Annotated in this window: 1 protein-coding gene; it reads left to right on the top strand. The window is 53.5% G+C overall.

The features are described 5' to 3' along the window. A partial coding sequence (locus tag HFD87_RS22855) for a hypothetical protein (RefSeq protein WP_207712415.1) occupies positions 1-206 on the top strand: 206 nt, incomplete at its 5' end. Positions 207-282 lie beyond the last annotated feature (76 nt).

Raw genomic sequence — 282 nt, 5'->3', positions numbered from 1 at the left:
CTGAGTTCGGCATGGGGTCAGGTGGGACCACCGCGCTAAAGCCGCCAGGCAAATCTTGGTGCACGAAACGAATCTTTCACGCCATGACCGCGTTGCCATCGCTCGGCCACACCGGTCACATACTTCAGTATGCTCCCGCTGACGTCCTCGCTCTGCGCCTTGTCATGCCGCAAAATCTTTCGTTTCCGCTAATTTTTATCCGGTAACAGGCTGAAAATTGTGTCTCTCAAAAACGCCTCTGGCGTTGTAAGGTTAAGCCTCACGGGTCATTAGTACCGGTTA

The sequence above is a fragment of the Pantoea sp. EKM21T genome (assembly GCF_011800405.1).
GTDB lineage: Bacteria > Pseudomonadota > Gammaproteobacteria > Enterobacterales > Enterobacteriaceae > Pantoea > Pantoea agglomerans.
Note: the sequence above shows the minus strand (reverse complement) of the source record. Positions and strands in the feature narration are given on the sequence as shown.